Origin of the sequence: Xanthomonas dyei, from assembly GCF_002939865.1 — a bacterium.
GTDB lineage: Bacteria > Pseudomonadota > Gammaproteobacteria > Xanthomonadales > Xanthomonadaceae > Xanthomonas > Xanthomonas dyei.
On sequence record NZ_MDEE01000003.1, the window covers coordinates 96388 to 123092 of the forward strand.

Consider the following 26705-nt stretch of genomic DNA (forward strand, 5'->3'; position numbering starts at 1 on the left):
CGAATGCGTGACGTAACGACACATTCTACGCCCGGGGGCAGGGGTAGGTATTTCCCTACAAGGCGGCGCGCAGTTCACCTGCTGTGTGAAAAGTTCGTTGGCGATAGGATTGCTGCATGTGGCGCGGGACACTGGCTCCGCCGGCAGGAATGCTGGCTAGGACCATCACCCAAGCCACAAGGAGCGTTGCAATGAAGTCATTTACCGTAGTCCTGAAGTCCCTGCTACTGGCGTTGTTGTTGTCCTCGAATGCGTACGCGCTTGAGAAGGTCGATATCAACACCGCGTCTGCTGAGGAATTGGACAAGGTGCTGACGAATGTCGGGCGATCAAAAGCCGAGGCAATCGTTGAGCACCGTCAGGCAAACGGTCCCTTCAAAAGTGCCGAGGAACTGGCACTGGTCAAGGGCATCGGACTCAAGACGGTCGAACGGAATCGTGACCTGATCGAAGTAGGAGCCACGATGGCTCCCGCCAAGAAGGCTGCCAAGGGGGCGGCGGTGAAACCGGTGGGACGGCGTTAAGGGGAAGGGATCCGAGATACGGTTCGACGCGAGGATGCGTGGCCGCAACCTAACTGGACAGGATGTCCGGGGGATGGCTGGAAGCCGACAAGGACGTGGAATCGCCCGGTGTTGCACTTGGATGTGCAGCCGGGCGTTTTTCGTTTCAGGGTGTGCCGCTCTGCCACGCAGCGGCGGAGGGCTTCGGTAGCGGGCTTCGGGCACAATGCGCCGATGCAGCTGACAGACCTGAGCAGCCGGGTGATTCCGGCCACCGAGTACCGCCGCGAGCGGTGGCGCAATCAATTTGGTTGGACACGCGAGATCCTGCGGCTCGGAGAGCCTGAGGCCTGGGCATTGCGGCTGTCGATTGCCGAGATCGAACGCGACGCCGCGTTTTCCGCATTCCCGGGGATCGACCGCGAATTGGTGCTGCTGCATGGCAATGGGATGCGGCTGCAGTTTGGCGACGGTGAGCTTGATCCCGGCAATGCTTCTGCGCGTGCTGATGGCCTGATCACAGGTACACCTACTGATGACGGTGATGCTGGCGCACGCGTCGCTGGCGCCGCGCGTGTCGTCGAATTGCTGCCGCCCTATCAGCGCGTCCGATTCGCTGGTGAGGAGACGGTCGACGCGAGCTTGCTCGATGGGCCGACGCAGGACTTCAATCTGATGTGGCGCCGCGATCTGCTGCGTACCGAGCTGCTGCATCGCCCCTTGGTCGGCACCATGCTGTTCTTTGCGGACCCGGGCAGCGCCTGGGTCATCCACCTGTTGGCGGGCCAGGCCAGCTTTGGGCGCGACAGTGGGCTGCCGCCCCTGGCTGCGGGCGACACCGCATGGCTGAGTGCATCGACGCGGACCCGCTACGTGCTCGATGGCGGCGGCGAGCTGCTGGCGATCTGGGTGAGTCCGCTTGCTGGCGCCTCTGATTAGCCGGTTCGGGCAGTTGAGAGTGTTCTTGCTTGCATTGAACGGCCGAGATGCAAGTGTAAGTGCAAGTAAAGGTCAAAGCGCAGCCAGTGAACCGGGTAGTTAGCAATTGGGATTGATACGTGTCACGTGCACTGTCTGCGTCGAGGAATTAAAGAGGCTGACAACAAGTAGCGAGCACTCGTCTGGTGGGTGTGAACGGCGCGCAGGGACTAGAGTGTGAGTGGCACACACCGATGCCGAGCAACGGCCGCGGCCGTCTGGCAGCTGCACAGTCGTTTTGTAAGCTGCTTTTAGCGAACTCGCAGAACTGCAGCAACTTGCCGAAGCGTGCCGATGCAGAGCACGGTTGCCGACAAACGAGCGTTGCTGCATGCAGGATTCGGATGCCATGTCTGCCTGCCCACGATCGCCACGTGATGGCAGCGCTCCACGCTGCCAAGCTGCGATCGTCAGCCTGCACGCTTGCTGTTCAATACACGTCGCGACGGTAGCGGCCGCTGTGTAGCAGTTCTTGCCTGACCTCGGTGCCCAGCAGGGTGTCGAGGGTGCGGTCCACGTCGGGTGCCATGCCGCGCAGGCTGCCGCAGAGATAGATGCAGGCGCCGCGGTCGATCCATTGCCGCAGGCGATCGCTGGCGGCAGCCAATGCATGTTGTACATAACGTACCGACGGGTTGTGGTCGCGCGAGTACACCAGGTCCAGACGCGCGATCCAGCCATCGTGTTGCCACTGCTGCAGTTCGTCGGCATACAGCGCATCGTGCGCGGCATTGCGTTCGCCAAAGATCAGCCAGTTGTCGCGCGCACCGGCTGCAATGCGTGCGCGTAGGTGGGCGCGCAAGCCGGCGATGCCGGTGCCATTGCCGATCAGCAGCATGGGCTGCGCGGGTGCGGGTGGGTGGAACCCCGGATTGCTGCGCAGGCGCAAGGCAATCGGCGTGCCGACGGGAGCATGCACGCACAGCCAGCCGCTGCCGATGCCCAGATGTCCGTCGGCCTGCCGGTGTTCGCGGATCAGCAGTTCGGCGTGGCCTTCTTCGCTGATCGAGGCCAGCGAGTATTCGCGATGCGGCAGGGTGATCAGGCTACGCACCAACGCGGTTGCATCCGCTGACGCCGTCGCCGCCGTCTGTGCATCCGTCTTTGCATCGGTCGGCAGGTGCGAGCGGCCAAGCCAGTCGCGCAGCGTACGGCCGTCGATGATGTCCGAGCCATCGCGTCGATGACGCTGCAACCAGGCGTCGACACTCTCCGGTGCGTTCTGCGGCGCGACCTCGGCGATGTCGCCAGCACGCCATGCCGGCAGTGCGCCATCGATGGGCGTGAGACGGAGCCGATGGATCGGTGCGCCGGCACTGCCTGGATTGAGGTGGACGCGCTCGCGCAGCTGCCAGGCCGTGTAGGTCGGCACGCTCCAATCCGACTGCGTCGCAAGCGCAGGCGCCAACGTCGATAGACGTTGTTGCCATTGCTGCAATGCGTGTGGGTCGGCATTGTCGACCTCGATGCGCTCGAACAGGCGGGTGCCGCCGCGCGCGTGCAGGCGGTCATCGAGATGGCGGCCGAACGCGCAGAATTGCGTATAACGACGATCGCCGAGTGCCAGCACCGCGTACTGCACGGCGGCCAGATCCTGTCCGCTGTCGGCGAGCCAGTGACGCCCCGCAGCCTGTGCGTGATCCGGTGCATCGCCTTCGCCCGTAGTGCTCACGATGCATAGCAAACGCGGCACGCGCGCGAGCTGCTCGGGAACTAACGCCTCCAGCGGGAGTGCGTAGGCACCGATACCTGCCGCTTGCAAGGCATCAGCGCTACGCTCGGCCAGTTCGCGTGCGAATCCGGTCTGGCTTGCCCATACGATCAACACGCCGCTGCTGTCGCCGTGCGACGTGTTGGCGCGTGCCCGGCGGCGCAACAAGACCGCCGTGCACAGCACGGCATACGCCGTCATCCCGACGCCTGCCCATTGCAAGCGATGCGGTGTCGGTGCGCTCCACCAGGCACCGTCATGCAGGTGGGCAAGCCATCCGACAAGCGTCGCCAGGGCGAGCAGCAGCGCCCCGTTACCTATCCAGACGCGTAGGCTTGTGGCGCTCATGACGCCGCCAGATGTTGCTCGAACGCCGGGCTCATCACTTCATGCAAGCTGCCATCGTGGCGCGTCAGAAAGCGCACTGCCAGGTCGGTCTTGGCGGCATAGGCAAGCCCGGCATCGGTTCCGAGCACGGTCATCGCGGTGGCCCAGGCATCGGCCTGCATGGCTTCGCGCGCGAGCACGGTGACGGCGGCAGGCGCATGCGGAATCGGTGCTCCGCTGCGTGGATCGAAGGTGTGCGCGTAGCGCATGCCGTCGGCATCGAAGCGGTGCCAGCGATCGCCTGATGTGGCGACTGCCAAGCCATCCAGCGTGAGCACACGTGCCGGCAATATGGCACCGGCGTCTTCGTCGGGCGCGGATTCGACCAGCACACGCCATGCGCTGCCATCGGGTTTGCGCCCATAGCCGAACAATTCGCCACCCACATCGATCAACGCACTGACGATGTCGGCCTGTCGCAATGCGTGTTGCACGCAGTCCACACCGAAGCCTTTTGCGATGCCGGACAGATCCAGCGCGACGGCGCCGGGTTGCAGCACCCGCTGGCCATCCAGAGCCAGGCGTTGCCAGCCACAGCGCAGGCTGGCCAGTGCGATCTGCTCGGGCGAGGGCACACGGCGTCGGCTGCCGGAGGCGCCAAAGCCCCACAGTTCGACCATCGGCCCGACCGTGGGGTCGAACGCGCCGTCGCTGGCCTGCGCGATCTGCAGCGCGGTGCGCAGCACGGTGAAAAAGTCATCGGGCAATGTCTGCCACTGACCGGCCGCGGCACGGTTGTAGCGGCTGATATCCGAGTCCGCTTCCCAGGTGCTCATTTGCGCGACCACGCGATCGAGCGCTGCCTGGATACGCGCATGCAGGGGATGCAGGTCGCGCGCACGCGGCGCCACCAGCTTGACGCTCCAGGTGGTGCCCATGCTGCGCCCGCCCAGGGAGGCAACGGCGTCATCTGCGGAAGAAACTGGATGCATGCGTGGACCGGTCGAGCAGGCGCTGCCTGAGGCAGCCATGGTGACGCGCGAGCGTGTCGTTTGCATCACGCGGTGTGATGTTTGAAACAACCGAGGATGCGCGTGTTGATGCCGCGTGCACTGCGCGCTCGGCAGACCGCACACGCCGATAGCATCTGCCGCCTCAGCAGCGCCATTGCACTAGCGCCACTGCATTGGCTATCCGGTCAACGCAGTGGTGGGCATGCGGCGATTACTGCGGCAATACTTCCAGCGTTACCACGTAGCCCAGGCGACGTTGTTTGGCCTGCGGCAGCGAGGTCTTGCTGTCTTCGCTGGTGGTTTCCAGCCAGTACATGCCCGCTTCCGGCCAGGTCACGCTGAAGCCGCCCTTGGCGTCGGTCTTGAGCTTGATCTCGTTCTGCGCATCGCGATAGCGCGTGCCGCCACGCACGATCTCGATCTCCAGCCCGGCGGCCGGCTTGCCGTCCAGCTGCAGGGTGAACTGCGCCGCTTCACCGGCGACCAGGTCGTTGGGGTGGGTCACCGGAATCAGCTCGATGCCCTTGCCGCTGGGCTTGAACGCGGCGGTGGTCGGTGCGCCGCGAGTCACGAAGGTTTCCACGCGATTGAGCGATTGGCTGACCTGCAACTCCTGCGCGTTCTTCGGCACTTCGGTGGCAAAGCTTGCCTCGTTGCCGCGCCAGCGCTTGGGCTTGCCGTCTTCCTTCCAGCTGGCGAACAGGCCGGCATTGACGATGCTGAGTTTGTAGGTGCCGGGCTGGGTGAGTTGCAGGTCGAATACGCTGCGGTACTTGCCGGTGGCCGGGTTTTCTGGCTTGAGCGCGCTGCCATCGGGCGCGGTGATGCTCAGATTATCCAGGCGCAGCGGCACGTGGTTGAAGTAGAACAGGTCGTTGGACACCGCCGCATCGACGGTGATCCACGGCGCTTCGCCGGCCAGGACGGTTTGCGATGGTAGCAGCCAGGCCTTGTGGGCGAAGGCGCTGACGGGAAGTGCGGCCAGCAGGGCGATCAGGACATGCGAACGTTTCATGACAACTCCTTGAAGAGCGATAAGGCGGGTGGGTCACGTGTCTGATCAGCGCACTGCGGCGCTGCGTGGATGCGTGGGTAACGAAAGTCGATACGCGTCTGCGCCACGTAGCGCGCGCGTCATGGGCACGGATGCATGCACGGCGGCACCGCATCCGCGCCCATCTGCATCAGGGCTTGGCGGTCAGGCTCACCGCGCCGAGTTCGGTGCTGCCGCTGGCCTTGGCAGACTGCGCCGAGGTGGCCGGCCAGGTGAAAGGCACCTTGACCAACTCGCGGCCACCGACTTCGCGCGCAGCTTCCACCACCAGGGTGTACTGGCCGGCCGGCAGCGACTTCAGCGCGCCCTTGGTGTCGGTGAACGACAGCGCATGCGCGCCGGCAGGCCGGGTGGGGCCGGTCACGCCATCGACCGGCACCTCCAGCGTGCGGCCGCTCTTGCGCCACCACTGACGCAGATCCGGCAGCCATTTGGTGCCGTGGCCTTCGGCGGTGTCCTTGGATTGGTACCAGACCGCCAGATTGGCGGCGACCTTCTGGTCTGCGCCTTCCAGCCAGATTGCCACGTATGGGCGGTGGTATTCGGCGACATTGAGCTTGGGGATTTCGACGTTGATGTCGAGCGTGGCCGCATACGCCGGCATGGCGAGCAGGCCGCTCAGAGCGATGGTCAGGGTGGCGCGCATGATCGTCTCCGGTGAGTCAGGTCAGTGGATCAACAGCAAGGCAAGCAGCAGCGGAATCAGCAGGCCCAGGCCGACCAGCGGCCAGGTCATGCTGCGCTGACGCGCATGCAGGTGCAGCAGGAACAGGCCGGTGATGCAGAACACCAGGCAGGCGATGGCGAACACGTCGATGAACCAGCCCCAGGCCGGCCCGGCGTTGCGGCCTTTGTGCAGATCGTTGAGATAGGCGATCCAGCCACGCGTGGTGCGTTCGTATTCGATCGCGCCGGTGCTGCGGTCCAGGCTTAGCCAGGCATCGCCACCGGGGCGGGGCAGGGCGACATACAGCTCGTCGGGCGACCACTCTGCGTTGCGGTTACCGACGCTGATCTCCAGTTCGCGACCCAGCCACTGCGCCACGGGCGGAGGCAGCGGTGCATCGCCGTCCTGGCGCGTGCCCAGGGTCTTCAACAGCGCTGGCGGCAGGGTGAGCGTGCGTTGCTCGGTGGACGGGCTGGCTTCGATGCGCGCGGCATGATTGAGGGTGAGCCCGGTAGCCGTAAACAGCAGCATGCCGATCAGACACAGCGCCGAACTGATCCAATGCCATTGATGCAGCATGCGCAGCCAGAAGCCGCGGCGTTGCTGTGCAGTGGCGATGGTGTCGTTGGAAGCGGGCATGCCGGTTTATGCCACGTCTGCGGGAACGGGCGGCTGCAGTTGCGATTGCCGCGCGGCCACATCGCTGAGCAAGGCGCGCAGGCGTGGCTGCGGTGCGTTGGCCAGCACGGGCGTGAGCTGACGCAGGAACCCGGCGTGCCCGCCGCCGATGGCGCGTCGCATCCAGTGTTCGGCCTGATCGAGCGCGCCTTCATCGGCAAGCAGCGTTGCATAGCTGGCCTGGCCGCGAAAATCGCCCGCTTCTGCGGCGCGGCGATACCACTGGCGCGCGGCAAGCGGATCCGCCGCGCAGGCTAGCCCCTGGTCGAGATAGCGCGCCACGAAATTCATCGACTTGGCGTGACCACGTTCGGCCGCGGTGCGATACAGCGTCAAGGCATGTGCCTGGTCCTGCGCCACGCCGCGCCCGGAGGCGTACAGATGCGCCAGGTTGTACATGCCCCATTCCAGGCCGTGCTCGGCGGCGCGGCGATACCACAGCGCAGCCAGCACCTCGTTGATGGCGGTTCCAAAGCCCAGTTCGTGGCAGCGGCCCAGTTGGTTCATCGCTTCCGGATGCCCGGCATTGGCGGCCACTTCGTACCACAGCATCGCCATGGCCGGATCGGCGGCAATGCCGCGGCCTTCGGCATACAGCTGTGCGAGCAGCAGTTGTGCAGTCACATCCTGACCGGCGGCGGCCTTGCGCAGCAACGCGACTGCCTGGGCAGGCTGGGTCTGAAGCAGTGCAATCAGCAGGGCTGGGTCAATCGCAGGCTCAGACATCGGCCCACTGCCGCAGCAGGTTGTGATACACGCCGGTGAGCTGGATCAACGACGGATGCCCGGGCGTGTCCTGGGTCAAACGACGGATCGATACATCCAGTTCGAACAACAGGCGGCGCTGCGCATCGTCGCGCAACATGCTTTGGATCCAGAAGAACGAGGCGACACGCGTGCCGCGCGTTACCGGCATCACTTTATGCAGGCTGGTGCCGGGATAGATCACCAGGTGCCCGGCCGGCAGCTTCACCGACTGCGTGCCGAAGGTATCTTCAATCACCAGCTCGCCGCCGTCGTAACTGTCCGGGTCGCTGAGGAACAGCGTGCCCGACACATCGGTGCGGACCGCCTCGGCACCACCGCGGCTGCGGTCGTAACGCACCGCGTTGTCGACGTGATACCCGAACGACTGCCCGCCGCTGTAGCGATTGAACAACGGCGGATAGATCCGACGCGGCAGCACCGCCGAAAAGAACGTGCTGCTGCGCGACAGCGCCTCCAGCACCAGTGCGCTGGCCTCGCGCGCTGCGGCGCTGTCCTCGGGCAACTGCACGTTGTCCTTGGCCTGCGCCGATTGATGGCCAGCGGTAATGCGGCCGTCTGCCCAGTCGGCCGCGTCCAGCCGCGCGCGCAACTCGCTGAGCTGCACGGGCGTCAAGACATCGGGAATGGGCAGCAGCATGCGGCGCTCTCCATGCCGTCCGCAGGATGCGGGCGGCGTGCCGGAAGGTTAGAAACTGAAGGTAGCGTTCAACACCGCCGAGCGGCCATCGCCCGGCAACGCCCAGCCACTGCCGGCGGTGACGGTGCCCGCGGCGTTGACGGTGAGGTTGTTGCGGATGCTGGTGTAGTACTCCTTGTCGAACAGGTTGTTGACGTTCAACTGCAGGCTGAGCCAGTCGTTGACGCGCAGGCCCACCATCGCACGGTGCACCCAGTACGCGTCGGTCTTGCGGTAGACCGCGGTCGAGGTGTTGTTCGGGTAGAAGCTGCCCTGGTAATTGACGCCATAGCCGAAGGTCCACTGGTTGAGCGCGTAGGTGGTCCAGAGATTGCCGGCATTGCGCGGGGTCTGCACCAGTTCGCGTCCGGCAATCGGGTCGCCGGTGAGGCTGGCGGTGCGGTTGGACACGCTCTGCAGCACTTCGCTGTCCAGGAAGGTGTAGTTGGCGAAGACCGACCAGCGCTCGGTCAGATAGCCGGCCGCGCCCAGCGCGATGCCGTCCACGCGCGCCTTGCCGTCGAGCACCTGCTCGGGAATCAGCGGGTCGCCGCTGTTGACCTTGTAGTTTTCGCGCTCGTTGCGGAATACCGCAGCGGTCAGCGCCAGGCGCTCGTTCAACACGTCCCACTTGCCGCCGAGTTCGATATTGACTGCACTTTCCGGCTCCACATTGCAGTTGGCACCGGCGGTGGCGGTGGCGATCGGCGTGCACGAGCCATTGACCGACGCCTTGGACGGGGTCTTGCTGTTGGCGTAGGACAGATACAGGCTGGCGTTGTCGACCGGCTTGAATACCAGACCGGCGCGGTAGGAGAACAAATCGTCCTTGCTGCCCGCCGGGAAGCCCGGGGACACGCCGGTCACGCCGCCGGTGGCATCGACGGTGTAGGTGGTGGTGTCGCCTTCGTTGTGCTCGTAACGGCCGCCCAGGTTGAGCATCCATTGCTCGTTGAACTGCAGCGTATCGAACAGGTACACCGCCTGATTGGTCAGGCTGCCCTTGCTGCGGCCGGTGCGGAAATAGTTCTGCGGGCCGGTCCAGATGTTGTACGGGTTGTCGAAGGTCTGCAGCGGGTAGGTGATGCCGGTGGTGGAGCCGTCGGCATTGCGGAAGATGTTGCCGCTGTCGAGTTCGAAGTCTTCCTTGCTGAAGGCCACGCCGGCGACCACGCGGTGCTCGATGGCGCCGGTGTGCAGGGTGGCGGTCAGGTCGGTCTGGCTGTGGGCGATGAAGTTTTCGGTGTCGCGCACCAGCCCGCGTGGGCCGCTGTTGGGACTCCAGGTGGACGGCGGCTGGCCGACGCAGGCGCGGCCGGTGTAGGCGTTGGTGTTGTTGGGCAGGCACCAGGTGCCTTCCGGTGCGGTGGCCGAGGTGGTCTGATCCACGCGCTGCAGACGCGCCAGGCTGCGCAGCTTGACGTTGTCGTCGAAGTCCATTTCCAGCACGCCGGTCAGCATGTCCACGTCGATCTCCTGACGCGAGACATTGCGATAGCCGTAATAGGTTTCGCGGTCCACGCCCGGCAGCGGGCCATCGTTGAACGGGCTGAGCGCGAACGGCACGCCGTACTGCGGCAGGTTGTTGTCGTGCTGGTGCAGGTAGCTCAGCGTGAAGCGCGTATCCGAGCCCAGGCCGAATGCGATCGACGGCGCAAAGCCCCAGCGATGGCGGAATTCTTCATCGCGGCCCGGCACGTCCTGGGTGTGACCCATGGCGTTCAGGCGCACGGCGGTGCCGTTTTCGAAGTCGTAATTGCTGTCGACGGTGAGGCGGCCATAACGGTCGCTGCCGCCGCCGATCAGCACGTTGGTGAAGTCGCCTTGCCCGGCGGTCTTGGTCACCAGGTTGATGTTGCCGCCGACCGAACCGGCACCGGACATCGCCGAGTTGGCGCCGTTGATCAGCTCCACGGACTCGAGATTGAAGGTGTCGCTGCGGCTGTACTGCGCGCTGTCGCGCACGCCATCGGTGGTGATGTCGCTGCTGGCGGTGAAACCGCGCAGGTTGATGCTGTCGCCATACCCACCGCCGCCTTCGCCCGCGCCGAAGGTGATGCCGGGCAGCGTGCTCAGCACATCGCGCAGCGACAGCAGGTTCTGCTGGTCCATGGTCTGCTTGGTGACAACCGTGATGGTCTGCGGGGTGTCGCGCAGCGCTTCGGTGTACTTGGGCGAGGACGGCTTTTGCGCACGTTCCTGCTGCACCCGGATGGCATCCAGATCCACCGCACCCGGAGGCGCCGGCGCATCGCCAGGCTGGGCGAACGCGGGAGCGGACAGGGTCAACAGCACGGCCGAGGTGAGCGGGGAAATCCTGGGAGTCATGAGACGTCTCGAAAAGGAAAGCGGTGCTCCGGCCTGGCGATGGCTCGGCGGATGCGGAAGGGTGTGCGTGCGTCGCTAGCCCGTGGCGCCAGGCTGGCGTCCACCGCACGCGCCGTCGCACCGCGCTGGAAAGCGCAGGCGAGCAAAACGCAGATCGGAGGTGTCGGACAGTGCAGGGCGCATGGGATCGCAGGGCAGGTCAGATGTTAAGAAGACCTGAAGGGCTGCGATCTTAAATGCAAATCATTCTTCTTTGCAATCTTTGCCGACCGGAGGCGCACGTCGTCAAACACGCGGCGGCTTCTAGCGTGGAAAATATGCGTTGGTAGCTGCCGCTGCCGTGCTAGCGGTCGTCGCGGGTCCAGATGCCGTCGAGCTCGCGCTTGACCGGGAATTTGGGCACGGCGGTGTAGGCGGGCGCGCACAACGGGCGGCCATCGCGGATATCGAAGCGGGCGCTGTGCAACAGGCATTCGATGGTGCCGGCGACCGGGTCGAAGCTGCCGGGCGACAGCTCGTAATCTTCGTGGCTGCAGCGGTCTTCCAACGCGTACAACTCGCCGTCGAGGTTGAACACCACGATTGGCGCGTCGGTGACGGCATCCCACGCTGTCTGCAGTTCGCCGGGTAGCAGCGCTTCGCTTGCGCAGACGAAGGTCCAGGTCTCACTCATGGCGCGGCGCCGTCCAGCGATTTTTCCAGCACTTCGAAGCGTAGATCCTGTCGCAGCGGCACGCCGAAGCGTTCGTCGCCATACGGGAACGGCTTGAGGAGGCCTGTGCGGCGATAGCCGCGCCGTTCGTAGAAGGCGATGAGTTCGTTGCGCACATCGATCACGGTCATGCGCATCACCGGCAGCTTCCACGCGGCGTCCACGATGCGTTCGGCTTCGGCCAGCAGCGTCTTGCCGATGCCGCTGCCTTGCAGCGACGGGTCCACCGCGAACATGCCGAAGTATCCCGCGCCGCCGTCGTCGGCGATATGCGCGCACGCCAGCAGGCGCCCATCCTGTTCGACCAGCAATACCAGGCTGCGCTCGCGCAGGATGTCCTGACGCAGCACGGCCGGGTCGATGCGGGCACCGTCGAGAATGTCGGCCTCGGTAGTCCACCCCACGCGACTGCTGTCACCGCGATAGGCCGAGGTCACCAACTGGACAAGGGCGTCGATGTCATCGACGGTGGCAGTGCGGAACGTGGTGGTCTGCATGAGGGCGGGGATTTGGGAGTGGGGATTGGGTATTCGTAACAGCGTAGCGAAGTTTGGCGCTTTTGAATTCCTACGTGAATAGTCGGTAACAGGAGAGCGATGGAAGTCCGCCGTCACTCGATGACATGCTTTTGCGATTCCCTATTCCCTATTCCCGATTCCAATCAGCCCAGTAGGCGACGCACCTTCACCAACGCGGCAACAAAACGCTCGATCTCGTCATGCGTGTTGTAGAACGCCAGCGATGCGCGACAGGTTGCCGCAACGCCGTAGAACTGCAGCAGCGGGTGCGCGCAGTGCTGGCCAGAGCGCACTGCCACGCCTTCCAGATCGAGCAGGGTGGCAAGGTCGTGCGAATGCGCGCCTTCGATCAGGAACGACACCACGGCGGCTTTGTCGGGCGTGGTGCCGAAGATGCGCAGGCCATCGATCCGCTGCAGCTCTTCGGTGAAGTGCGCCAGCAGCTCGGCTTCGCGCGCTTCCACGTGCTCCAGGCCGATCGACTCCAGATAATCCACCGCCGCGCCCAGGCCGATGAAGCCGGCGATGTTGGGCGTGCCGGCTTCGAACTTGTGCGGGGCATCGTTGTACACGGTGCCTTCGAAGCTGACTTCCTTGATCATTTCGCCACCGCCCAGAAACGGCGGCATGGACTGCAGATGTTCGCGGCGCGCCCACAGCGCGCCGGTGCCGGTGGGGCCGCACATCTTGTGGCCGGTGATGGCGTAGAAATCGCAGCCGATTGCGGCCACGTCGATGCGCCGATGCGGTGCGGCCTGCGAGCCGTCCACCATGGTGACGATGCCGCGCTTGCGCGCGTCGCGGCAGATCTCGCGCACCGGGTTGACCGTGCCCAGTACGTTGGACACATGGGTGATCGCCAGCAGTTTGACGTCCGGCGTCATCGCCTTGCGTAAGGCATCCAGATCCAGCGCGCCCTCGGGGGTGATCTCGGCTACGCGGATGCTGGCACCGGTGCGCTGGGCCACCAGCTGCCACGGCACGATGTTGGCGTGATGCTCCATGCGCGTGATCAGGATGACATCGCCTGGTCCCAGACGCGGCAATGCCCACGAATACGCCACCAGATTGATCGCAAAGGTGGTGCCGCTGCACAGCACCAGCTCGTCGGCGCGCACATTGAGAAAGCGCGCGAGTTTGCTGCGTGCGCCTTCGAAGGCATCCGTGGCTTCGCTCCCCAGCGCATGTACTGCGCGGCTGACGTTGGCGTTCTGGCGCCGATAGAACTCGTCGGTCGCGGCAATCACCTGCAGCGGCTTCTGCCCGGTGTTGGCGTTGTCGAAATAGATCAGCGGCTTGCCATGCACCTGCCGCATCAGCAGCGGGAAATCCGAACGGACGCGTTCCCAATCCGGAGCGCTGCCCTGAGTGACGGCAGGTGCATTCATGCCACGCCCGCCGAATTCAGGGCGCGGTCCAGCTGCAAGGCCAGCACGGCGCTCAACGCAGCCGGCAGGACCCGCAACGGCTCGTGGCAGAACGCCGCGCTCAACAGACGCTGCGCCTGCGCTTGCGGCAGGCCGCGCGAGCGCAGATAGAACAAGGCGTTGTCGTCGAGCTGACCGACAGTGGCGCCATGCGCTGCCTGCACTTCGTCGGCATCGATCACCAGCACCGGCTGGGTATCGATTTCGGCATTGGAAGAGAGCAGCAGATTCTTGTTGGACAACCGCGCGTCGGTGCCGTCGGCGCCCTGGCGGATATGGATGCCGCCATGGAACACCACACGGCTGCGGTCCGCACCGACGCCGCGCCAGACCAGCTCGCAGGCGGTGTCGCGGGCGATGTGTTCGATGCCCAGGCGGGTATCGACATGGCGGCGGCCATTGCCCAGCAGCACGCCATTGGCGGTGAGCTGGGCGTTGCTGCCCTCCAGGCGCACGTTGAGTTCGTGCCGCGACAGGCCGGCGCCCAGTTCCAGATCCACGCGCTGGTAGCGCGCATTGCGTGCCAGCACGGCATCGGTGCGCAGCAGTGCGGTGGCGTGCGCGCTATCGGCCTGCACCCGCGCATGCGACAACACCGCGTCCTGTGCCAGATGGACATGCATCACGCTGTTGTCCAGATGCGCCGCATCGCCGACATGCAGATGATGCTCGACCACATTGAGCGCTGCGCCGGCACGGACTTCGATCAAATGCCGGTAATGCCAGGACAGATCGTGCTCGCTGGCCGCGCTGACGAAGACGATGTGCAGTGGCAGTTCGATCTGCGCGCCGTCTTGCACGCGCACCAGCACGCCTTCGTCGGCCAGCGCGGCATTGAGGCGGGCAAAGATCTCGTCGCTGCCTTCGAAACGGCGGCCGAGCAAGTGCTTTGCGTCATCGCCTGCGGCCAGTGCGGCCGACAAGGTGTCCAGCTGCACGCCGTCCGGCAAGGTCGAGACATCGCTCAGCGCTGCGGAAGGGCGTCCGTTGACGAACACCAGCCGCGGCGCGGGGATCTCGTCCAATACGGCGGCATCGAGCAGCGTCGGCACCAGCGGTGCCGGCTGAAAACTGCGCCGTTCCAGCCGACGCAGCGAGGTGTATTTCCACGCTTCGGCGCGCGGGCCGGGCAGGCCGGTCTGCAGCGCGGCGTCGAGCTCGGCGCGGCGTGCATCGTCGCCACTGAAGCCGCGGGCCAGGGAGTCGAGCAGGGCGCTCATCAGGCAGCAACCTCGGGCACCACACGATCCTTCAGGAAGTGGTAACCGTGTTTTTCCAGTTCCAGCGCCAGTTCCGGGCCGCCGCTCTGCACGATGCGTCCTTCGGACAGCACATGCACCACATCCGGCTTGATGTAGTCGAGCAGGCGCTGGTAGTGGGTGATCACCAGGAACGAACGCTCCGGCGAACGCAGCGCGTTGACGCCGTCGGCCACGCTCTTGAGCGCATCGATATCCAGGCCGGAGTCGGTTTCATCCAGGATGGCGAGCTTGGGTTCGAGCACGGCCAGCTGGAAGATTTCGTTGCGCTTCTTCTCGCCGCCGGAAAACCCCTCGTTGACGCCGCGATGCAGCAGCTCGTCCTTCAGATGCAGCACCGCCAGCTTCTGCCGCACCAGCTTGAGGAACTGCATCGAATCCAGCTCTTCTTCGCCACGCGCCTTGCGCTGCGCATTGAGCGCGGCGCGCAGGAAATAGGTGTTGTTGACGCCGGGGATTTCCACCGGGTACTGGAACGCCAGGAACAGGCCGGCGGCGGCGCGTTCTTCCGGCGGCAGGTCGAGCAGGTTCTTGCCTTCGAACTGCACGCTGCCTTCGTTGACTTCGTAGCCATCGCGACCGGCCAGCACATTGCCCAGCGTGGACTTGCCCGCGCCATTGGGCCCCATCAGGGCGTGCACCTGACCGGGCTGGATGTCCAGCGACAGGCCTTTGAGAATGTCTTTGCCGGCGATGCTGGCGTGGAGGTTTTTAATGTTGAGCATGCTGATGGTCCGTCAGAATTCTTATGTAGCCCCTCTCCCGCCGGGAGAGGGGTTGGGGTGAGGGTTGGCGCCGCAAACAACTTCAAAGGCATCAGCGATTGATGAACGCGTCGCCACGCGCCATTGAAGTGAACATCCAGGAGCTCTTCGATTATTCACTTGAGTGGCGCGTTGCGACGCGTTCGTCATAGCTAATCTTTTCGAGATTCTCCTGGCGCCCCTCATCCGGCGCGGCGCGCCACCTTCTCCCGAAGGGAGAAGGGAAAGGGCGTCAGCCGACGCTGCCTTCCAGCGAGACTTCCAGCAGCTTCTTGGCTTCCACGGCGAACTCCATCGGCAGCTCGCGGAACACCTGCTTGCAGAAACCGTCGACGATCAGCGACACCGCATCTTCCTGGCTGATGCCACGCGCGCGGCAATAGAACAGCTGGTCGTCGCTGATCTTGGAGGTGGTGGCCTCGTGCTCGACGGTGGCGCCAGGATTCTTCACCTCGATATAGGGGAAGGTGTGCGCGCCGCATTGCTTGCCGATCAACAGCGAATCGCACTGGGTGTAATTGCGCGCGCCATCGGCGTTGCGGTCCACCTTGACCAGGCCGCGATAGGTGTTCTGCCCACGCCCGGCGCTGATGCCCTTGCTGACGATCTTGCTCTTGGTGCGTTTGCCGATGTGGATCATCTTGGTGCCGGTGTCGGCCTGCTGACGATGGTGGGTGAGTGCCACCGAGTGGAACTCGCCCACCGAATCGTCGCCGAGCAGCACGCACGACGGATACTTCCAGGTGATCGCCGAGCCGGTTTCGACCTGGGTCCAGGTCACCTTGCTGCGGTCGCCACGGCATTCGGCACGCTTGGTGACGAAGTTGTAGATGCCGCCAACGCCGTTTTCATCGCCCGGGTACCAGTTCTGCACCGTCGAGTACTTGATCTCTGCGTCTTCCAGGGTCACCAGTTCCACCACCGCGGCGTGCAGCTGGTTTTCATCGCGCATCGGCGCGGTGCAGCCTTCCAGATACGACACGTAGGACTTGTCTTCGCACACGATCAAGGTGCGCTCGAACTGGCCGGTATGACCGGCATTGATGCGGAAATAGGTGCTCAGTTCCATCGGGCAACGCACGCCCTTGGGGATGAACACGAAGCTGCCGTCGGAGAACACCGCCGAGTTGAGCGCGGCGAAGTAGTTGTCGCCCACCGGCACCACGCTGCCCAGGTATTGCTTGACGATCTCCGGATGCTCTTTGATCGCCTCGGACATCGAGCAGAAGATCACGCCCTTTTCGGCCAGTTCCTTGCGGAAGGTGGTACCGACCGAGACCGAATCGAACACCGCATCCACCGCAACGCCGGCCAGCCGGGCGCGCTCGTGCAACGGCACGCCGAGCTTGTCGTAGGTGTCGAGCAGTTCCTTGGGCACATCGTCCAGCGTGGCGTACTTGGGGCCTTTGGGCGCGGAGTAGTAGCTCAATGCCTGGAAATCGATCGGCGCGATCTTGAGCTTGGCCCATTCGGGCATCGGCATTTTCAGCCAATGGCGGTAGGCCTCAAGACGCCAGTCGGTCATCCATTGCGGCTCGTCTTTCTTGGCCGACAACGCACGGATGGTGTCTTCGTCCAGACCGGGTGGGAGCGAATCGGATTCGATCTCGGTGATGAAGCCGGCGTCGTAGCGTCGGCCCAGCCGTTCGAGGATCTGCGCATTCTGCGGGGGAGCAAGTTCGGTGGCCATCGGGCTGCCTACAGGTCAGGTGGTCGCGACGCGTGCGGCGATGGAACGCCGACGGCTGTCGCCAGGGAGAGAGAGGGGCTGCAACATCTGCGCAAGCGTGACCCGACGCAATGCATCGCCGACCACGTCGTTGATCAGGCGCCAGTTGGAGCGCACGCCGCATGTCTGCGCGATGCCGCACTGGCTGTGGTCCTGGCTGCATTCGGTGATCGCCAACGGGCCTTCCATTGCCTCGACGATCTCCACCAGGGTGATCTGGCCGGCATCGCGCGCGAGCCGGTAACCGCCGTGCACACCGCGCAGGCCTTCCACCAGCCCGGCTTGCGACAACGGCTTGAGGATCTTGCTCACGGTCGGCGCTTCCAGGCCCGCCTGTTCGGCCAGTTCGCTGGCGCTGAGCACTTCACCGCTGCGCGCGGCAAGCACGGTCAGCACGACGGTGGCGTAATCGGTGAGTTTGGTGACGCGCAACATGAGCGAGCAGGAAACCTTAAAGCGGACCGAAATTGTACTCTTTCCGGACGGACAGGGCCAACCGCCCGGTTCAGCCGCCGGCAAGCGCAGGCCGTTGCGAGTGGCGCAGCGCTTGTGCTTGGCGCATGGGCGCGCTGCGGTCACAATGAGCGGCCCCATCACTGGACCCTTACATGTCGCGCAAAGTTGCCGCCCGCAAGTCACGTATCCACGGCAATGGCATGTTCGCCCTCGCCCCGCTCCGCAAGGGCGAGCGCATCATCCAGTACAAGGGGCGCCTGCGCACGCACGCCGAAGTGGATGCCGACGACACCGGTGACGTGGAAAGCGGCCATACCTTCCTGTTTACGCTCAGCGACGATTACGTGCTGGATGCCAACTACGAAGGCAATGTCGCGCGCTGGATCAACCACAGCTGCAATCCCAATTGCGAAGCGGTGATCGAGGAAGCCGAAGGCGACGACCGCAGCAAGGACAAGATCTTCATCGAGGCCAAACGCGCCATCAAGGCCGGCGAAGAGCTGACCTATAACTACGGCATCACCCTGAGCGAGCGCCACACGCCGCGTCTGAAGAAGATCTGGGAATGCCGTTGCGGCTCCAAGAACTGCACCGGTACGATGCTGCAGCCCAAACGCTAAGCATGTGCAAGCGCGTTGTGCGCTGACGCGACGCACACATCGGTTCACGGCTGCGCAACAGCGCGCTGCCTAGGGTGCGGGCTTCTTTCATCGAGGAGCCCTCACATGCCGTATTCGCTTTCCGGCAAGACCATCGCGGTTCTGGCCACCGATGGCTTCGAGCAATCCGAACTGACAGAACCCAAGCGCCTGCTGGAATCGTGGGGTGCCAAGGTCGATGTGATCGCGCCTGGCGATAGCGCAAAAATCCGCGCCTGGAATCACACCGATTGGGGCGATTCGGTTGCGGTCGACCAGCATCTTGAGCAGGCAACGCCTGAGGGCTACGACGCACTGGTGTTGCCCGGTGGCGTGCTCAATCCCGATACGCTGCGCACGGACAAACAGGCGATCGCCTTCATCCGCGCGTTCGCCACAGCGCAGAAGCCGGTGGCTGCCATCTGCCACGGGCCATGGTTGTTGCTGGAAAGCGACTTGGTGCGCGACCGTAACGTCACCTCGTGGCCGTCGGTCAAAACCGATCTGACCAATGCCGGCGCGCGCTGGCGAGATGCCGAAGTGGTGGTCGATGGTCAGTTGATCACCAGCCGCAAGCCGGATGATATTCCAGCGTTCAGTGCGGCGGTGGCCAAGGCGTTGGCTGCATAAGCGCACCGGTTCCACCCAGCACCAATCAAAAAGGCCCGGCGCTATTGCGTCGGGCCTTTTTATTCTGGCGTTGTGCGTGGTGTGCAGAGGATGAGGACTGCAGTTGCGCAGGCTGCCGACAAGCGTGCAGGACCTACTTCCCCGACAGCGCCGCCGCCGGCACCATCTGCTCGATGTTTTGATTGAAGTTGACCGCCACGCGACCGTTCTGGATGCCGACCGACTCCACCTGCACGGCGCCCATCACTGCGGCAATCGACGGGTCGATGCGATAGATGGGTTCCTTGCGCGCGTAGTCGGCCAGCCAGGTATTGAGCAGCTGCCGGGTGCTGTGGTCGAGCTTTGCGCCGGAATTGGCCGGGCGGAAATCGTCGATGCTGGGCTGGTCGAGATAGAAGCCTTGCTTGGCGACGTCGTAACGCAGCGCGCTGGTCAGCGTCACATTGCCCACCGGAGCGGGCGCACCACCGGCAGTTGCCACCGCCAGATCGAAGGCCATCTTGATCCGGTCGCCGGGCGGCAGCGACAACGCCGGGTTGCTGACCGTCATTGCGATCAAGCCACCGAGCGTGTTGTGCGTTTGCGGGAAGCGGCCTCCCAAAAACTGCTGCAGGTCGCTGGCTTGCACGCTGATCTGATGGCCCTGGATCTGCGGCGCCGCCCAGGCGCTGGTCATGGGGAGCGCCAAGGCGAGGGCAAGCACGGATCCGGCAAGCGAACGCAGTTTCATCGGGTGACTCCGGCAACAGGTGACACAACCTTAGTCAGTGCCGGTGAACCACGGGTTAGCGCAGCACTGGTTGCAGGGTGGCCGAGTAGATTTCCCAGCGGCTGCTGCCGGCGCGCGGTTGCAGACGATAGGCGCCGACCAGTTGCTGCGTGCCCGAGCCCGTTCGCACGGTGATACGTACCGGTACCTCGATGCGCCGCGGCGGATGTTCCTGATCCAGCGACACCGGCGGGTCGTTGTTGATGCGCATCGAGCGGATATCGCCGATGCCTCGCAGTACCGCATCGTCCGGCACCGGCGATGGCCGACCGCCGGTCCACATCGCATCGGCATCGGCGCGTGCGCCGCCGGGCAGTGCACCCAGATACCGCTGCACGGTTGCGCTTGCTTCGGCAAAGCTGGCGCGCGCTTGCGCATCGCTGGGGTCGTCGGCGACAGGCAGCGTGGATGCTTGGTTGGCAGTTGCTGCAGCGGATGCTGCCGGCGCCGGTGCTGTGGGCAAGCGGGTTGTCGCAGCCGTGTCTTGATCTGCACTGCGATGACAGCTGCAGCCTGCGAGTGCGGCTAGCGATATGGCAATTGCGATCCAGCGCATGGCGCGTCTCCGTCCCCCGAGGCGCGCAGTGTAGCCGGCGGGTGCGCCGCGAGGTGGCTCAGGCGGCAGGGTGTACGCGTTGCAGGCGGTCGAGCAGCAACTGCAGCTTTGGCCGTAATGCATCCAGCGCATCGCTGGGTTGCGCGCGTGGACGGGCGGCCAGGTCTTCCAGCAATTGCGAGCCGACGGTGAGTGCGGCGCATTCGTCGCTGCTCAGATCGCGGCGCAGATGCAACTCTTCGAGCAGGCGCATCCAGTCGGCGCGGGAGCGCTGTTCGAACTCGATGGTGCAGCGGTTGTCGCATGGGCGCCCGTCGTTCTCGATGGGGGTGACCGTAATGCGATAGCGTTTTCGGGACATGGTGGTCGCGTCACTCCTGGACTGCATCCACCATAGGCGCAGGCTGCCGCGCGCTCGATAGCGCAGGCCATGACGCAGTGTTCCAACGTGCTCAGTCGGGTTGCTTTGGCGTGGTTTTACGCAGGAGCGGCAGCGGATCGTACGCACCGTTGCGCCCATAGACACCGTAATGCAGGTGCGGCGGCGTGCCGCGCGCGTTGCCGGTGGTCCCCACCATGCCCAGCGCGGTGCCTGGTTCGACAACATCGCCAACGGCCAGCCCGGGTGCCCAGTCGTCCAGGTGCGCATAGTAATGCCGCTCCATCGCTGGTCCGAGCACCCAGACCTGTTTCCCACCCAGCCCGGCATCGCGAATGGCGCTGACCACGCCGCGGGTGGTGGCGATCACAGGGGTGCCGCGCGGCGCGAAAATATCCACGCCGGCATGGCTGCGGTCGCGTCCGCGTGGCGCACCGAAGGTGTCGGCGATCTGGCGGGCGCGGACGTTTTTCACCGGAATCTGCAGGGTCTGCGGCGGCGGCATCCGCGACAGCTCCCAGGTTGTGCGCAGGCGTTCGGCCATCGGCGACTGCCAGGCCCAGCGCGCGGCCACGCCCAACGCGCACAGCAGGGCAATCGAAACCAGCAGGCGACGCACACGTCGGGCGGGGCTGCGGGTTGATGGCGCGGTCATGGGCACACTCAGTTGCGAACTCACCACCAGGGTAGGCTGGCGGCGATGAGTACGACGTGGTGTGTCGACACGCATCGCCCACAAGACGCGGGAAAAGCGTAAAAAAAGACGGCCCGCAGGCCGTCTCGATAACACAGGATGCAGGCGAGATTACAGCGCTGCGTCTTTCAGCCGCTTCATCGCGCGCACCTTGATCTTGCAGGTTGCCGGCTTGGCGGCAAACATCTGCTCTTCCTTGGTGAAGGGATTGATGCCCTTACGCTTCGGCTTGGCCGGAACGTTGACCGAGGTGATCTTCAGCATGCCCGGCAGGGTGAAGGTGCCGGCGCCCTTCTTGCTCAGCGAGGCGTGTGCGGTGGCTTCCAGCGACGCCAGCACGGCGCGGACGTCCTTCGGAGCCAGCTGGGTGGATTCGGCGATGTGCGCGACCAGGCCGGTCTTGCTCAGGGCTTCCTTGATCGGCTTCGGTGCGGCGGTCTTGGTGGCGGCCTTGGCCGGCTTCGCGGTCTTGGTAGCGGCGACTTTTTTCACTGCCTTCTTGGGGGCAGCCTTCTTAGCGGCGGTTTTTGCCATGAGGTATTCGTTCCGTATTCGTTGGTGGTGTTGGGTCTGCCGACCCAGTCGGCAACGCGAAATGTAGGGCAACTGCTGCGCGCCGCCAATAGGCAAACGATGAAACAACACAAAAAAGCGTCTTTCGACGGGGATTCGTTCACCAGCAGCGCAAAACGCGCGTAAAAACCAGTGCGGAACGCGTGCAGCGCGCAGACATGTGCCGTATCTGACGCAGAGCAGCAGGTCGTTGCGCAAGGCTGCGGTCGGAATGCGCATGCCAAAAGACTCTGCATTACGCAATCCGCTCTGCTGCCAACGGCGCATGCATCGCCGCGCGATGTCGAAGAAGTCGCGCGCGATCGTCCGATTGGCGCGTATTGGCATCGATTGCAACGCGCGCGACGTTGCGCGGAAGGTCGCTTGACGTCTGAAACTGGATGCCGTGCGGCGAGCGGCAACTGCTTGCGAGGCGGGTCATCGATCATCGCTACACGTCGCTGATTGCCCCACGCAGCCAGCAACGCGTTTGGGCGAGCCGCGGCGCGCTAATCGTTGGCCGCCGACAAACTGCGGCCGCGCTCGGTCGCCGCAGCGATTGCTTGCGCTGTCAGCGCTTCGAATCCGCCCGCCTGGAATGTTTCGATGGCCGCTTGCGTTGTGCCATTGGGCGAGGTTACGCGACCGCGCAGGACCTGCGGTGCTTCGCCCGATTCGGTGAGCATGCGGGATGCGCCCAGCAGGGTTTGCAGGACCAGCGTGCGCGCGGTATCGGCCGGCAGTCCCTGGGCCTGTGCCGCCGCTTCCATCGCTTCGGCCAGTAAAAACAGGTACGCCGGCCCGCTACCGGAAACGGCAGTCACCGCGTCCATCTGCGCTTCGTCGTCGATCCACACCGTCACCCCGGCGCTTTCCAGCAATTGGGTTGCCTGAATGCGCTGTGCATCGGAGACGCGTGCAGTGGCATACAGCCCGGTGACGCCGGCGCCGAGCAGCGCGGGGGTGTTGGGCATTGCGCGGACCACCGCCATGTCGCCACCGCACCAACGCTGTAACTGTGTGGCAGTGATGCCGGCTGCAATCGACAGCACTAGCGGCTGCTGCACGTGTGCGAGCCCGGTCAGTTGCGCGCACACGCTTGGCATGACCTGCGGTTTGACCGCCAGCACCCAGGTGGCCGCGCCATCGGCCGCGTCACGTGCGCCTTCGACCACATGCACGCCAAAGTCGCGCGACAATCCGCTGCGCAACTCGGCCACCGGCTCGGCGACGCGCAGGCTGGCAGCCGGCACGCCTTGCCGGATCAGCCCGGCGATCAGGCTGCGCGCCATGTTGCCCCCACCAATAAAGGCGATCAGCCCGGTATGGGCGGACGATGGCGCAGGCGGCGTGGGCAGGGTCATTGCGGCACCTCTAGTAACTAAGTAGGAGTGGTTCGGAGCGATGCGCCAGGCAGATCAGGCGGAAGCGGCAGGCGAGGGCGCACGCGCACCGAACAGCGCCGTGCCCACGCGCACCATGGTGGCACCGGCCGCGATCGCTTCGGCAAAGTCCGCGCTCATGCCCATCGACAAGGTGTCCACCTGCCGATGGCGCTGCTGCAGCTGCGCGAACAGGTCCTGCATGCGCGCGAACGCCGCAGCCCGACGCGCCTGGTCCGGGAACGGCGCCGGGATCGCCATCAGCCCGCGCAATTGCAGCCGCGGTTGCAGTGCGATGGCGTCGGCCAGGCGGTCGATGGCGTCGGGCGCGCAACCGTACTTGCTGTCCTCATCATCGATATTGACCTGGATCAGCACATTCAACGGCGCGCGGTCGTCCGGGCGGTGGCGCGCCAGCAGCGGAATCAACTTGGCGCGGTCCACCGTCTGCACCCAGTCGAAGCATTGGCTGGCGATATCGGCCTTGTTGGACTGCAGGTGGCCGATCAGGTGCCATTCCAGCCCCAGCTCGTGCAGCGCGGCAATCTTGGCCTGCGCCTCTTGTACGTAGTTTTCGCCGAAGGCACGCTGGCCCTGCGCCGCCAATGCGGCGACGGCATCGGCCGGTTTGGTCTTGGACACCGCCAGTAACCGGACGTCGGTACGCGCATGCTCGGCTGCTGCGGCATGGATGGCATCGAGAATCTGCTGCAGCGACGAAGCCGGCACGTGGCGATCCAGAAAGAGACAGGAGCGCTAGTGTGCCGCCGCCGCTGGCTTCCTTCCAGCGCGCCGTGACCGCGCTGACGGCGGTAGCGCTTGAAGGCAGTAGCGCTGCGGTGAGGTGGAAGGGGCAGCTGCTGCATGCGCAAGCCAGCCTGGCTGTAGCCGAGACAGGCAAGCGCCGTGCCCGGCCACGCCCGAAAACAACGCCTTCAGCCCCGCGCGGCGCTGCCGACCTGAACCGGCGCAACGCCGCTTCCCGCCAGCAGCCAGAACGCTATACTGCCGGTCGGGGAGTACCTTCCAATCGCAGCCTAGGGGAAAAGCAGCGCATGGATATCGCTGAACTATTGGCGTTTTCTGTCAAGAACAAGGCATCGGACCTGCACCTGTCTGCAGGGCTGCCGCCGATGATCCGTGTCGATGGCGATGTCCGTCGCATCAATATTCCGGCGTTGGACCATAAGCAGGTGCACGCGCTGGTGTACGACATCATGTCGGACAAGCAGCGGCGCGATTACGAAGAATTCCTCGAGGTCGACTTCTCGTTCGAGATTCCCTCGCTGGCGCGCTTCCGCGTCAACGCATTCAACCAGAACCGTGGCGCCGGTGCGGTGTTCCGCACCATTCCCTCCGAAGTGCTGACGCTGGAAGACCTGGGCTGCCCGCCGATCTTCCGCCAGCTGATCGACCAGCCGCAGGGTCTGATCCTGGTCACCGGCCCGACCGGTTCGGGCAAGTCGACCACGCTGGCCGGCATGATCGACTACATCAACAAGAACGAATACGGCCACATTCTCACCGTCGAGGATCCGATCGAATTCGTGCACACCTCGCAGAAGTGCCTGATCAATCAGCGCGAAGTGCACCGCGATACGCACGGTTTCAACGAAGCGCTGCGCTCGGCCTTGCGCGAAGACCCGGACATCATCCTGGTCGGCGAGTTGCGCGACCTGGAAACCATCCGCCTGGCGCTCACCGCCGCAGAAACCGGCCACCTGGTGTTCGGCACCCTGCACACCAGCTCGGCGGCCAAGACCATCGACCGCATCATCGACGTGTTCCCGGCTGGCGAAAAGCCCATGGTGCGCTCGATGCTGTCCGAATCCCTGCGCGCGGTGATTTCGCAGGCATTGCTCAAGAAAGTGGGCGGCGGGCGCACCGCGGCCTGGGAAATCATGGTCGGCACCCCGGCGATCCGTAACCTGATCCGCGAAGACAAGGTGGCGCAGATGTATTCGTCGATCCAGACCGGCCAGCAGTACGGCATGCAGACGCTGGATCAGCATCTGCAGGACCTGGTCAAGCGCAGCCTGATCACGCGCAATCAGGCCCGCGATTACGCCAAGGACAAGCGGGTATTTGAGTGATTCGGGAATCGGGAATCGGGAATGGGGAATCGCAAGAGCGCGCCCCTGACTGGTTCCGGCTCCTGGCTTGCAGATTTTCCAATTCCCGATTCTCGATTCCCAATTCCCGGCTCCAAGGGAGCACGCCATGAGCACCATCGACTTCACCTCCTTCCTCAAGCTGATGGCGCATCAGAAGGCGTCGGATCTGTTCATCACCTCCGGCATGCCGCCGGCGATCAAGGTAAACGGCAAGATCAGCCCGATCACGCAGACGCCGTTGACCGCGCAGCAGAGCCGCGATCTGGTGTTGAACGTGATGACGCCGTCGCAGCGCGAAGAGTTCGAAAAGACCCACGAGTGCAACTTCGCCATCGGCGTGTCCGGGGTCGGGCGTTTCCGTGTGAGCTGCTTCTATCAGCGCAATCAGGTGGGCATGGTGCTGCGTCGGATCGAGACGCGCATTCCCACCGTGGAAGAGCTGAGCCTGCCGCCGGTGATCAAGACGCTGGCGATGACCAAGCGCGGCATCATCATTTTCGTGGGCGCCACCGGTACCGGTAAGTCGACCTCGCTGGCGGCGATGATCGGTTACCGCAACCAGAATTCCACCGGGCACATCATCACCATCGAAGACCCGATCGAATTCGTGCACAAGCACGAAGGCTGCATCATCACCCAGCGCGAAGTCGGCATCGATACCGATAGCTGGGAAAACGCGCTGAAAAACACCCTGCGCCAGGCGCCGGACGTGATCATGATTGGCGAGGTGCGCACCCGCGAGGGCATGGACCACGCGATCGCCTTCGCCGAAACCGGCCACCTGGTGCTGTGCACGCTGCACGCCAACAATGCCAACCAGGCGATGGACCGCATCATCAACTTCTTCCCGGAAGACCGCCGCAATCAGCTGCTGATGGATCTGTCGCTGAACCTCAAGGGTGTGGTGGCGCAGCAACTGATTCCGACCCCGGATGGGCGCAGCCGCCGCGTGGCGATGGAGATCATGCTCGGCACACCGCTGGTGCAGGACTACATCCGCGACGGCGAGATCCACAAGCTCAAGGAGATCATGAAGGAGTCCACCAACCTGGGCATGCGCACCTTCGACCAGAGCCTGTTCGAGCTGTATCAGGCCGGCGAAATCAGCTACGAAGACGCGCTGCGCTATGCCGACTCGCAGAACGAAGTGCGCCTGCGCATCAAGCTCTCGCAGGGCGGCGATGCCAAGACCCTGTCGCAGGGGATGGATGGCGTGGAGATTGCCGAAGTTCGGTAATGCGTCGTCTGTTGCCGCAGCGCTTGCACCGGCTGCGGCCAGCGCCTGGCGCGGTGGTCTGCAGTGCTTGATCAAAACGGCGCCCCGCATCGGGCGCTTTTTTTGTAGACGCGATTCCCCTGTGGTAACGCACGCGTCCCGCACTGGAGAGGCGGTATCGCTGCTGTTTCAGATGTAACCAGGGTG

Annotated in this window: 28 protein-coding genes and 1 other RNA gene; 6 read left to right on the forward strand and 23 right to left on the reverse strand. The window is 64.4% G+C overall.

The features are described from left to right. Positions 1-149: 149 nt before the first annotated feature. Both XdyCFBP7245_RS04205 and XdyCFBP7245_RS04210 read left to right on the forward strand, forming a co-directional pair. Positions 150-524 carry a ComEA family DNA-binding protein gene (locus XdyCFBP7245_RS04205; RefSeq protein ID WP_005993268.1) on the forward strand — a complete coding sequence of 125 codons (375 nt, stop codon included), beginning with the start codon at positions 150-152 and terminating at the stop codon, positions 522-524. A 213-nt stretch (positions 525-737) separates the two neighbouring features. After that, a complete protein-coding gene (locus tag XdyCFBP7245_RS04210; RefSeq protein ID WP_104614530.1) occupies positions 738-1442 on the forward strand; it encodes a HutD/Ves family protein in 705 nt (234 codons plus the stop codon). 155 nt (positions 1443-1597) lie between these two features. Here the strand turns inward: XdyCFBP7245_RS04210 and XdyCFBP7245_RS04215 are convergent. The 16 genes from XdyCFBP7245_RS04215 to XdyCFBP7245_RS04290 form a co-directional block, all read right to left on the reverse strand. Continuing rightward, positions 1598-1671: non-coding RNA, sX9 sRNA (locus XdyCFBP7245_RS04215), on the reverse strand. Positions 1672-1911: 240 nt separating this feature from the next. Beyond that, positions 1912-3540 (reverse strand): sulfite reductase subunit alpha, encoded by a 1629-nt coding sequence (locus XdyCFBP7245_RS04220; RefSeq protein ID WP_104614531.1) that lies wholly within the window; start codon positions 3538-3540, stop codon positions 1912-1914. Then, on the reverse strand, positions 3537-4511 hold the full coding sequence (locus XdyCFBP7245_RS04225; RefSeq protein WP_104614532.1) for an FAD:protein FMN transferase: 975 nt from the start codon (positions 4509-4511) through the stop codon (positions 3537-3539). Before XdyCFBP7245_RS04225 ends, XdyCFBP7245_RS04220 begins: the two co-directional genes overlap by 4 nt. Before the next feature lie 232 nt (positions 4512-4743). Then, positions 4744-5547 carry a DUF4198 domain-containing protein gene (locus XdyCFBP7245_RS04230; protein ID WP_104614533.1) on the reverse strand — a complete coding sequence of 268 codons (804 nt, stop codon included), beginning with the start codon at positions 5545-5547 and terminating at the stop codon, positions 4744-4746. A 169-nt stretch (positions 5548-5716) separates the two neighbouring features. After that, positions 5717-6232, reverse strand: coding sequence for a DUF2271 domain-containing protein (locus XdyCFBP7245_RS04235; RefSeq protein WP_104614534.1), 516 nt, complete (start codon positions 6230-6232; stop codon positions 5717-5719). Positions 6233-6253: 21 nt separating this feature from the next. Then, the gene (locus XdyCFBP7245_RS04240) at positions 6254-6892 is read right to left on the reverse strand and encodes a PepSY-associated TM helix domain-containing protein (RefSeq protein WP_104614535.1); all 639 of its coding nucleotides are present in this window, start codon (positions 6890-6892) and stop codon (positions 6254-6256) included. Between the two features lie 6 nt (positions 6893-6898). After that, positions 6899-7657 (reverse strand): tetratricopeptide repeat protein, encoded by a 759-nt coding sequence (locus XdyCFBP7245_RS04245; protein WP_104614536.1) that lies wholly within the window; start codon positions 7655-7657, stop codon positions 6899-6901. Then, a complete protein-coding gene (locus XdyCFBP7245_RS04250; RefSeq protein ID WP_104614537.1) occupies positions 7650-8336 on the reverse strand; it encodes a Fe2+-dependent dioxygenase in 687 nt (228 codons plus the stop codon). Before XdyCFBP7245_RS04250 ends, XdyCFBP7245_RS04245 begins: the two co-directional genes overlap by 8 nt. A gap of 48 nt (positions 8337-8384) precedes the next feature. Beyond that, positions 8385-10703, reverse strand: a complete 2319-nt coding sequence (locus tag XdyCFBP7245_RS04255; protein ID WP_104614538.1) for a TonB-dependent receptor — start codon at positions 10701-10703, stop codon at positions 8385-8387. A gap of 343 nt (positions 10704-11046) precedes the next feature. Next, on the reverse strand, positions 11047-11376 hold the full coding sequence (locus tag XdyCFBP7245_RS04260; RefSeq protein ID WP_055849639.1) for a non-heme iron oxygenase ferredoxin subunit: 330 nt from the start codon (positions 11374-11376) through the stop codon (positions 11047-11049). After that, a complete protein-coding gene (locus tag XdyCFBP7245_RS04265) occupies positions 11373-11912 on the reverse strand; it encodes a GNAT family N-acetyltransferase (protein WP_104614539.1) in 540 nt (179 codons plus the stop codon). The genes XdyCFBP7245_RS04260 and XdyCFBP7245_RS04265 overlap by 4 nt, the downstream gene beginning before the upstream one ends. Before the next feature lie 164 nt (positions 11913-12076). Further along, entirely contained in the window at positions 12077-13321 is a 1245-nt protein-coding gene (locus tag XdyCFBP7245_RS04270) for a cysteine desulfurase (RefSeq protein ID WP_104614540.1), read from the reverse strand. Further along, positions 13318-14580, reverse strand: coding sequence for a Fe-S cluster assembly protein SufD (gene sufD / locus XdyCFBP7245_RS04275; RefSeq protein WP_104614541.1), 1263 nt, complete (start codon positions 14578-14580; stop codon positions 13318-13320). Before sufD ends, XdyCFBP7245_RS04270 begins: the two co-directional genes overlap by 4 nt. Continuing rightward, on the reverse strand, positions 14580-15344 hold the full coding sequence (gene sufC, locus XdyCFBP7245_RS04280; protein ID WP_104614542.1) for a Fe-S cluster assembly ATPase SufC: 765 nt from the start codon (positions 15342-15344) through the stop codon (positions 14580-14582). Before sufC ends, sufD begins: the two co-directional genes overlap by 1 nt. 271 nt (positions 15345-15615) lie before the next feature. Further along, the gene (gene sufB / locus XdyCFBP7245_RS04285; protein WP_104614543.1) at positions 15616-17073 is read right to left on the reverse strand and encodes a Fe-S cluster assembly protein SufB; all 1458 of its coding nucleotides are present in this window, start codon (positions 17071-17073) and stop codon (positions 15616-15618) included. Between the two features lie 15 nt (positions 17074-17088). Further along, positions 17089-17547 carry an SUF system Fe-S cluster assembly regulator gene (locus XdyCFBP7245_RS04290; protein ID WP_005990420.1) on the reverse strand — a complete coding sequence of 153 codons (459 nt, stop codon included), beginning with the start codon at positions 17545-17547 and terminating at the stop codon, positions 17089-17091. A 173-nt stretch (positions 17548-17720) separates the two neighbouring features. Here XdyCFBP7245_RS04290 and XdyCFBP7245_RS04295 point away from each other — a divergent pair, with 173 nt between their 5' ends. Then, the gene (locus XdyCFBP7245_RS04295) at positions 17721-18188 is read left to right on the forward strand and encodes an SET domain-containing protein (protein ID WP_039420039.1); all 468 of its coding nucleotides are present in this window, start codon (positions 17721-17723) and stop codon (positions 18186-18188) included. A gap of 105 nt (positions 18189-18293) precedes the next feature. Continuing rightward, a complete protein-coding gene (locus XdyCFBP7245_RS04300; protein WP_104614544.1) occupies positions 18294-18836 on the forward strand; it encodes a type 1 glutamine amidotransferase domain-containing protein in 543 nt (180 codons plus the stop codon). Positions 18837-18969: 133 nt separating this feature from the next. Here the strand turns inward: XdyCFBP7245_RS04300 and XdyCFBP7245_RS04305 are convergent, their stop codons facing one another. The 7 genes from XdyCFBP7245_RS04305 to XdyCFBP7245_RS04335 all read right to left on the reverse strand — a co-directional run bounded on the left by XdyCFBP7245_RS04305 (position 18970) and on the right by XdyCFBP7245_RS04335 (position 23897). After that, on the reverse strand, positions 18970-19566 hold the full coding sequence (locus XdyCFBP7245_RS04305) for a YceB family lipoprotein (protein WP_104614545.1): 597 nt from the start codon (positions 19564-19566) through the stop codon (positions 18970-18972). A 55-nt stretch (positions 19567-19621) separates the two neighbouring features. Further along, on the reverse strand, positions 19622-20008 hold the full coding sequence (locus XdyCFBP7245_RS04310) for a hypothetical protein (RefSeq protein WP_104614600.1): 387 nt from the start codon (positions 20006-20008) through the stop codon (positions 19622-19624). A 211-nt stretch (positions 20009-20219) separates the two neighbouring features. Beyond that, positions 20220-20522 carry a DUF3861 family protein gene (locus XdyCFBP7245_RS04315; RefSeq protein WP_170068505.1) on the reverse strand — a complete coding sequence of 101 codons (303 nt, stop codon included), beginning with the start codon at positions 20520-20522 and terminating at the stop codon, positions 20220-20222. 91 nt (positions 20523-20613) lie between these two features. After that, the gene (locus XdyCFBP7245_RS04320) at positions 20614-21222 is read right to left on the reverse strand and encodes a M23 family metallopeptidase (RefSeq protein WP_386261238.1); all 609 of its coding nucleotides are present in this window, start codon (positions 21220-21222) and stop codon (positions 20614-20616) included. Between the two features lie 123 nt (positions 21223-21345). Next, complete coding sequence (locus XdyCFBP7245_RS04325) at positions 21346-21768, reverse strand: HU family DNA-binding protein (protein WP_104614547.1); 423 nt, start codon at positions 21766-21768, stop codon at positions 21346-21348. 527 nt (positions 21769-22295) lie between these two features. Further along, on the reverse strand, positions 22296-23150 hold the full coding sequence (gene proC, locus XdyCFBP7245_RS04330; protein ID WP_170068506.1) for a pyrroline-5-carboxylate reductase: 855 nt from the start codon (positions 23148-23150) through the stop codon (positions 22296-22298). 54 nt (positions 23151-23204) lie between these two features. Continuing rightward, positions 23205-23897, reverse strand: coding sequence for a YggS family pyridoxal phosphate-dependent enzyme (locus XdyCFBP7245_RS04335; protein ID WP_104614549.1), 693 nt, complete (start codon positions 23895-23897; stop codon positions 23205-23207). 326 nt (positions 23898-24223) lie between these two features. Between XdyCFBP7245_RS04335 and XdyCFBP7245_RS04340 the strand changes: the two genes are divergently transcribed. Beyond that, positions 24224-25261 carry a type IV pilus twitching motility protein PilT gene (locus XdyCFBP7245_RS04340; RefSeq protein WP_104614550.1) on the forward strand — a complete coding sequence of 346 codons (1038 nt, stop codon included), beginning with the start codon at positions 24224-24226 and terminating at the stop codon, positions 25259-25261. Between the two features lie 127 nt (positions 25262-25388). Continuing rightward, positions 25389-26519 (forward strand): PilT/PilU family type 4a pilus ATPase, encoded by a 1131-nt coding sequence (locus tag XdyCFBP7245_RS04345; protein WP_104614551.1) that lies wholly within the window; start codon positions 25389-25391, stop codon positions 26517-26519. Positions 26520-26705 lie beyond the last annotated feature (186 nt).